General features: G+C 71.1%; 5 protein-coding genes and 1 pseudogene. 3 read left to right on the forward strand and 3 right to left on the reverse strand.

The features are described 5' to 3' along the window. The first annotated feature begins 51 nt into the window (after positions 1-51). Complete coding sequence (locus tag ACZ5NH_RS13130) at positions 52-2028, forward strand: acetoacetate--CoA ligase (RefSeq protein ID WP_468774882.1); 1977 nt, start codon at positions 52-54, stop codon at positions 2026-2028. 228 nt (positions 2029-2256) lie between these two features. Here ACZ5NH_RS13130 and ACZ5NH_RS13135 read toward each other — a convergent pair. Next, positions 2257-2462: pseudogene (locus ACZ5NH_RS13135) on the reverse strand (helix-turn-helix domain-containing protein); the annotation flags it as partial. A gap of 43 nt (positions 2463-2505) precedes the next feature. Between ACZ5NH_RS13135 and ACZ5NH_RS13140 the strand changes: the two are divergent. Both ACZ5NH_RS13140 and ACZ5NH_RS13145 read left to right on the forward strand, forming a co-directional pair. After that, positions 2506-3429, forward strand: coding sequence for an amidase (locus ACZ5NH_RS13140; protein ID WP_468774884.1), 924 nt, complete (start codon positions 2506-2508; stop codon positions 3427-3429). Between the two features lie 95 nt (positions 3430-3524). Further along, on the forward strand, positions 3525-4418 hold the full coding sequence (locus tag ACZ5NH_RS13145) for a hypothetical protein (protein WP_468774886.1): 894 nt from the start codon (positions 3525-3527) through the stop codon (positions 4416-4418). Between the two features lie 130 nt (positions 4419-4548). Here the strand turns inward: ACZ5NH_RS13145 and ptsP are convergent, their stop codons facing one another. Next, a complete protein-coding gene (gene ptsP, locus ACZ5NH_RS13150) occupies positions 4549-6219 on the reverse strand; it encodes a phosphoenolpyruvate--protein phosphotransferase (RefSeq protein ID WP_388625993.1) in 1671 nt (556 codons plus the stop codon). A gap of 78 nt (positions 6220-6297) precedes the next feature. Continuing rightward, positions 6298-6747: a PTS sugar transporter subunit IIA gene (locus ACZ5NH_RS13155; protein WP_388625991.1), complete on the reverse strand. Its 450-nt coding sequence runs from the start codon at positions 6745-6747 to the stop codon at positions 6298-6300. Positions 6748-7201 lie beyond the last annotated feature (454 nt).

Consider the following 7201-nt stretch of genomic DNA (forward strand, 5'->3'; position numbering starts at 1 on the left):
GCCCGTGCGCGGACCGACGCACACGACGCGCACAGCCCGGGAGCCGCCCCCATGACGACCGCGAACCCCCAGCCGCTTTGGCAGCCCGATCCCGAGCGGATCGCCCAGGCACGCATCACCCAGTTCCAGGCATGGGCCGCCGAGCACCACGGCGCCCCGGCCGAAGGCGGCTACCCCGCCCTCCACCAGTGGTCCGTCGACCAGCTGGACACCTTCTGGAAAGCCGTCACGGAGTGGTTCGGCGTCCGCTTCTCGGCGCCCTACGCGCGCGTGCTCGGCGACCGAGCCATGCCAGGCGCCCAGTGGTTCCCCGGAGCCACCCTCAACTACGCCGAGCACGCCCTGCGTGCCGCGGCCGACCGCCCGGACGAACCCGCCCTCCTGCACGTCGACGAGACCCACGAACCGCGCCCGGTGACCTGGTCCGAGCTGCGCCGCCAGGTCGGCTCCCTCGCCGCCGAACTCCGCGCCATCGGGGTCCGCCCCGGCGATCGTGTCAGCGGCTACCTGCCCAACATCCCCGAGGCCGTCGTCGCCCTGCTCGCCACGGCCGCCGTCGGCGCCGTCTGGACCTCCTGCGCCCCCGACTTCGGCGCCCGCAGCGTCCTCGACCGCTTCCAGCAGGTCGAACCCGTCGTCCTGTTCACGGTCGACGGCTACCGCTACGGCGGCAAGGAGCACGACCGCCGCGAGATCGTCGACGAACTGCGCCGCGAGCTGCCCACCGTGCGCGCCGTCGTCCACATCCCGCTGCTCGGCACGGCGGCCCCCGAGGGCGCCCTGGAGTGGGCGGCGCTGACGGCGGGGGACACCGAGCCGGTCTTCGAGCAGGTCCCCTTCGACCACCCGCTGTGGGTGCTGTACTCCTCCGGCACCACCGGCCTGCCCAAGGCCATCGTCCAGTCCCAGGGCGGCATCCTGGTCGAGCACCTCAAGCAGCTCGGCCTGCACTGCGACCTCGGCCCCGAGGACCGCTTCTTCTGGTACACCTCGACCGGCTGGATGATGTGGAACTTCCTCGTCTCCGGCCTGCTCACGGGCACCACGATCGTCCTGTACGACGGAAGTCCCGGCTACCCGGACACGGGCGCCCAGTGGCGGGTCGCCGAACGCACCGGGGCCACCCTCTACGGCACCTCCGCCGCCTACGTCATGGCCTGCCGCAAGGCCGGTGTCCACCCCGCTCGCGACCACGACCTGGCCAAGGTGAAGTGCGTCGCCACCACCGGCTCGCCGCTGCCGCCCGACGGCTTCCGCTGGCTGCACGACGAGTTCGCGGAGAGCGGGGCCGACCTGTGGATCGCCTCCGTCAGCGGCGGCACCGACGTCTGCTCCTGCTTCGCCGGCGGCGTACCGACCCTCCCGGTGTACACCGGCGAACTCCAGGCGCCCGGCCTCGGCACCGACCTGCAGGCCTGGGACCCCAGCGGCAAGCCCGTCATCGACGAGGTCGGCGAGCTGGTCGTCACCAACCCGATGCCCTCCATGCCGATCCGCTTCTGGAACGACCCCGACGGCAGCCGCTACCACGACAGCTACTTCGACACCTACCCCGGCGTCTGGCGGCACGGCGACTGGATCACCGTCACCTCACGCGGCACCGTGATCATCCACGGCCGCTCCGACTCCACCCTCAACCGGCAGGGCGTGCGCATGGGCTCGGCCGACATCTACGAGGTCGTCGAGCGCCTGCCGGAGATCAGGGAGTCCCTCGTCATCGGCATCGAGCAGCCCGACGGCGGCTACTGGATGCCGCTGTTCGTGCACCTCGCACCCGGCGCCGTCCTCGACGAGGCACTGCTGAACCGCATCAGGCAGACCATCCGCGAACAGCTCTCGCCGCGCCACGTACCCGACGAGATCATCGAGGTACCGGGCGTCCCGCACACCCTGACCGGCAAGCGCATCGAGGTCCCCGTCAAGCGCCTGTTGCAGGGCACACCCCTGGAGAAGGCGGTCAACCCGGGCTCCATCGACAACCTCTCCCTGCTCGGCTTCTACGAGGAACTCGCCCGAAAGCGCGCCTGACCCCCCTAGGCGGCCTCGGACTTGCCCGGCACGGCGGGTGAAGTCCGAGGCCCGCCGCGCGGCGTCGCAGGCTCCAGCCGCCGGCCCTGATCCGCCCACGCAACCATCGCGTTGCCTCCCGGCCACCACCGGCCGGCGGCGCCGGTCACCGCCGGGGACGCCGGAGCGCCGAGGCCGCACCGCGCGCAGCCCGTCGCGTCAAGGCGCGGACAGGTATTCGGGGGCGGCTCACGCGACGTCGTCGACCGCGAGCCATGGCGCAACGCGACGGCCGTGGGCGTCACACCCGCGAAGGCCATGACATCCCGATGAAGGTGGGACTGGTCGGCGTAGCCGATCTCCGCCGCCACCTGTGCGGCGCTGTGCCCCGCGGCCAGACGGTGGGCCGCGTGGTCGAAATGGACAAGCTGAGCGGCGCGCTTGGGGAGCACGCCGGGCGGGTCGTCGAGCGGAGCGGGCGCTGCCGTCGCCGCCGGGATGGTGCCCATCGCCCACGCCGAGGACGGCGGCGGGTCGAACCGCATCCCCGCGTCGTGCAACGGCCTCGTCGGACTCAAACCCACCCGCGGCCTGGTCACCAACGCGACCGTCAGCGTGGAAGGCCTCGGCACCAGCGGCGTGCTCACCCGCACGGTGGCGGACACCGCGGCCGCCCTCGATGTGCTCGCGCGCCACGACCCGGCCGCGTGGTGGTCACCCCGGACCCCGCACAGGTCCTTGGCCGCCGCGCTGGAGACGGACATGCCGACCGGGCTGCGGATCGGTGCGCTCACCGACTCTCCGATGGACGGGGCAGGCGTGCACCCGGCGTGTGCCGAAGCCGTCGCCGTCACCCTTCGGACGCTCGAATCGGCCGGTCACCACGTCGTCGACACGCGCCTTCCGCTGCCCCCGACCGACGAGCTGGTGGCGGCGTTCACGACCATCTGGAACGTCGGCGCTGCCGGGATCGCACTCGCGGACCCGGACCGTGTCGAGCCCCACAACCGTGCCCTGCGTGACGCGGCACGATCGATCGACTCGTGGTCCTACGCGGAAGGGGTGAGGAAGACCCAACAGCTGTCGCGGCGCATCGTCGAAGGCTTCCTCGCCCGCTTCGACCTCCTGGTCACGCCCACGATGGCGTGCCTCCCGCCGCTCGTCGGTGCCTGGCGGGCAGGCAGCGGCGACGATCCCCTGACGGCGCTGCGGAACAGCTATCCGATGGGGGTGTTCACCTCGGTGTTCAACGTGACCGGCCAACCGGCGATCTCGGTCCCCCTCCACCACGACGACGCCACCGGCCTGCCCGTCGGCGTCCAGATCGTCGCTGCGCCGTGGCGGGAGGACCTCCTGATCCGGGCGTCTCGCAGCCTCGAACTCGCACACCCGTGGACCGATCGCCGGCCGCCCGTCAGCTGAGCACGGGGCCCTTTCCAAGGCAGACCCAGGACCCGTTGTCAGTGCCGCCGGTTACGGTGAGTGAGCATTGATCGACCACGCACATTGGGGGAAACATGGCGCACACCGACCACCAGACCATGCGACGCGTCCTGCGCCGAGAGATCGCCGGCACCATCGGCCTGCTCACCGACGAACACGACTTCCGCGCCATGCGGCGCTACCGCAGCTTCACCTTCGACGACCACGCGACCTACCTGAAGCAGGTGGAGGCCGTTCTCAAGGCCCGCGCAGCCCAGGGCAGCCACACCACACTCGCCCTGTTCGACCCCGAGGACTACGCCGCCTACTGCGCGGAAACCGGCCTCGACCCGGAAGCCCCGACCACCCGGACCCGCTTCACCGCCGAACTGGCGGCCAACGGCCCCACCATTCCCTACGACGGCCAACCCCTCGCCACACTAGTACCCGCCCTCGTCGACGAAGCCGTACGACAGGCGACATGGGAGTACGCCACCACCCTGCTGTCCCGCCTCGGACCCTGCCCCACCTGTGGCGAGGACATCGGCAGGGCGGCCTTCACCCGCGCCTCCGACCTCCTGGTCCGCATCCTCGACACCGCACCGCCCCGCGACCGGCACCTCGTCTGCAGCGTCTCCGGATCTCCGGAGACCCTCATCTCCGTCCTGCACGGCGACCAGGACGACGACGGCGGCATCCGCATCGACGAGGCCGAGGCCCTGGAATTCACCAGCGTCCTCGCACTCGGCCTCGCCACCCGAAGCCCGGGCGGACTCGTCCTGCGCACCAGCGCCCCGGACACGCCCGACCGCGTCTACGGCTGGCGACTGCGCTCCGGCGGCCTCGAACCACTCACCGCATCCGAAGTGTTCGACGCCTACTGCACCGACATCGAATCCGGCGACCTCATCTCCCCGGAACCCGACGTCGACTACTGCGAGCCCCCCGACCTCGGGGACGAGAACACGGCACCCGGCCACCGGCACTGACCGAACCGGCGCGTCGGCCCCCGCCGACCGCGCCGACAGCACGCCGAACGCATGCCGAGCGCACCAGGGGCGCCCCACCCGAAGGCGGGACGCCCCTGCACCCGGCACACGCGACACACCGCCGGTACGGCTACTCGCCGGACAGCACCGCCTGGGCCGCGCTGCGCGCCTCCTCGGCGCTGTCCGCGGCACGCGCGGCCGCCGCGGCCCGCTCGCACTGCGCCAGCGTGTACTTCGCCAGCGTCGCCCGGACATAGGGAATCGACGCCGCACCCATGGACAGGGAGGTGACACCCAGACCGGTCAGCACACAGGCCAGCAGCGGGTCGGACGCGGCCTCACCGCACACACCACAGCTCTTGCCCTCGGCGCTGGCCGCCTCCGCGGACAGTGCGACCAGGTCCAGCAGCGCGGGCTGCCACGGGTCCTGAAGCCGGGACACCGCGCCCACCTGCCGGTCGGCCGCGAACGTGTACTGGGCGAGGTCGTTGGTTCCCAGCGACAGGAACTCGACCTCCTGCAGGATCGAACGCGCCCGCAGCGCGGCCGACGGGATCTCCACCATCGCGCCGAACTTCGCCTGCAGCCCCGCCTCACGGCAGGCGTTCGCGAACGCCTTCGCGTCCGCACGGTCCGCCACCATGGGCGCCATGACCTCGAGGTAGACCGGCAGCCCCTCGGCGGCCTTCGCCAGCGCCGTCAGCTGGGTGCGCAGGATCTCGGGGTGGTCCAGCAGCGTCCGCAGACCCCGCACGCCCAGCGCCGGGTTCGGCTCGTCGGCCGGAGTCAGGAAGTCCAGCGGTTTGTCCGCACCCGCGTCCAGCACCCGCACGACCACACGACCCTCGGGGAACGCCTCCAGCACCTGCCGGTAGGCCTCCACCTGCTTCGCCTCGGAAGGAGCGTTCTTACTGTCGTCCAGGAACAGGAACTCGGTACGGAACAGACCGACGCCCTCGGCCCCGGCCTCCACAGCGGCAGGCACGTCCGCCGGACCGCCCACATTGGCGAGCAGCGGCACCTTGTGCCCGTCCGCGGTCGCACCCGGCCCGGTCGAGGCGGACAGCGCGGCCTTGCGCTCGGCGGCCGCGGCCTCCAGCTCCGCCTTCTTCGCCTCGCTCGGGTTCACGAAGATGTCACCGGTGCTGCCGTCCACGGCGATCACCGTGCCCTCGGTCAGCTCACCGGCACCCGGCAGCGCCACGACCGCCGGCACACCCAGCGCCCGCGCCAGGATCGCGCTGTGGCTGGTCGGCCCGCCCTCCTCGGTCACGAAACCGAGCACCAGGGAGGGATCCAGCAGCGCTGTGTCGGCGGGAGCAAGATCCCGCGCCACGAGCACATAGGGCTGGTCGCTGTCCGGGACACCCGGCATCGGAACGCCCAGCAGCCGGGCGACGATACGATTCCGCACATCATCGAGGTCGGCCACGCGGCCGGCGAGGTACTCACCGGCCCCGGCCAGCAGCTCCCGGTACGCGGCGAACGCGTCGTACACCGCGCGCTCGGCCGTGCTGCCGACGGCGATCCGCCGGTCCACGTCCGCCATCAGCTCGGGGTCCTGCGCCATCATGGCCTGCGCCTCGAGCACGGCCTGGGCCTCGCCCCCGGCCAGATTGCCGCGCGCCATCAGATCGGCGGCCACGGCGTCCACGGCCTGGCGGGCGCGCCCCTGCTCACGCTCGGCCTCCTCCGCGGGGATCTGCTTGGCCGGCGGCTCCAGTACCGCCGTACCCATGTGCCGAACCTCGCCGATCGCCACGCCATGGCTCACGCCGACGCCTCGCAGCGTTGTCTCCATCTCACCCGTCTCCGATAGTGCGGCGGGTCCCGCCGCCGCGGTGGTTGTCCTGATCGCCGTCCGACGACGGCACTGCCGTCAGTTCCAGGCGAAGAGGCTGTCGCCGGCCTTCACGTCTCCGCTGTCACGGACGTCGGAGAGAGACTCGGCGGTGGCTTCGAGGGCGACGACGGGGCACACCGGGGACTTGCCGGCGGCCTCGACCGCGGAGGGGTTCCAGCGCACGACGGCCTGGCCGCGCGCCACCGTGTCGCCCTTGTTGACGAGCACCTCGAAACCCTCGCCGTTGAGCTGCACCGTGTCGATGCCGAGGTGGGTGAGCACGCCGTGCCCACTCTCGTCCACCACGACGAAGGCGTGCGGGTGCAGGGAGACGATGACGCCGTCCACGGGCGCCACGGCCTCGGACGGCTCACGCACGGGGTCGATGGCGGTGCCCGGGCCGACCATGGCCCCGGAGAAGACCGGATCCGGCACTTCGGCCAGTCCGATGGCCCGTCCAGCGAGCGGGGACGTCACGGTGGTCATGGGAAGCCTCCCAAGGAGTGGAGCTTGCTTACGGGCCGTCACTGCCTGTGCCGGACGGCGCTGGCAGCAGCGTATGTCAGATGAACTGGTGGTTCCGTATGGAAGCTACCAGTTAGTGGTCTAGACCACCAGCTCCATGGATTTGCACGGCCTTCGAGACTCCGTGTACAGTCGTACTCCTGCCTGGGGCGGAGCGCCGCAAGAGCGCCCTGCTCGGCAGAACCCAAACTTGTCAGATCCTATCTCTGGATCCGCTTCTGCATGTCCGCAGAGGGGTGGTCAGAGAGACGGAAAAAGCCTGATAGAGTTTGAAACACCGAAGGGAAGCGCCCGGAGGAAAGCCCGAGAGGGTGAGTACGAAGGAAGCGACCGTTCCTTGAGAACTCAACAGCGTGCCAAAAATCAACGCCAGATTAGTTGATACCCCGTCTCCAGCATCTGCTGGGACGAGGTT

This window comes from Streptomyces sp. NPDC031426 (assembly GCF_055581585.1).

What these genes read in the sequence shown, in the direction of transcription:
- ACZ5NH_RS13130 (WP_468774882.1), top strand. Translation starts at nt 52, where the DNA reads ATGACGACCGCGAACCCCCAGCCGCTTTGGCAGCCCGATCCCGAGCGG.
- ptsP (WP_388625993.1), bottom strand. Translation starts at nt 6,219, where the DNA reads ATGGAGACAACGCTGCGAGGCGTCGGCGTGAGCCATGGCGTGGCGATC.
- ACZ5NH_RS13140 (WP_468774884.1), top strand. Translation starts at nt 2,506, where the DNA reads ATGGTGCCCATCGCCCACGCCGAGGACGGCGGCGGGTCGAACCGCATC.
- ACZ5NH_RS13145 (WP_468774886.1), top strand. Translation starts at nt 3,525, where the DNA reads ATGGCGCACACCGACCACCAGACCATGCGACGCGTCCTGCGCCGAGAG.
- ACZ5NH_RS13155 (WP_388625991.1), bottom strand. Translation starts at nt 6,747, where the DNA reads ATGACCACCGTGACGTCCCCGCTCGCTGGACGGGCCATCGGACTGGCC.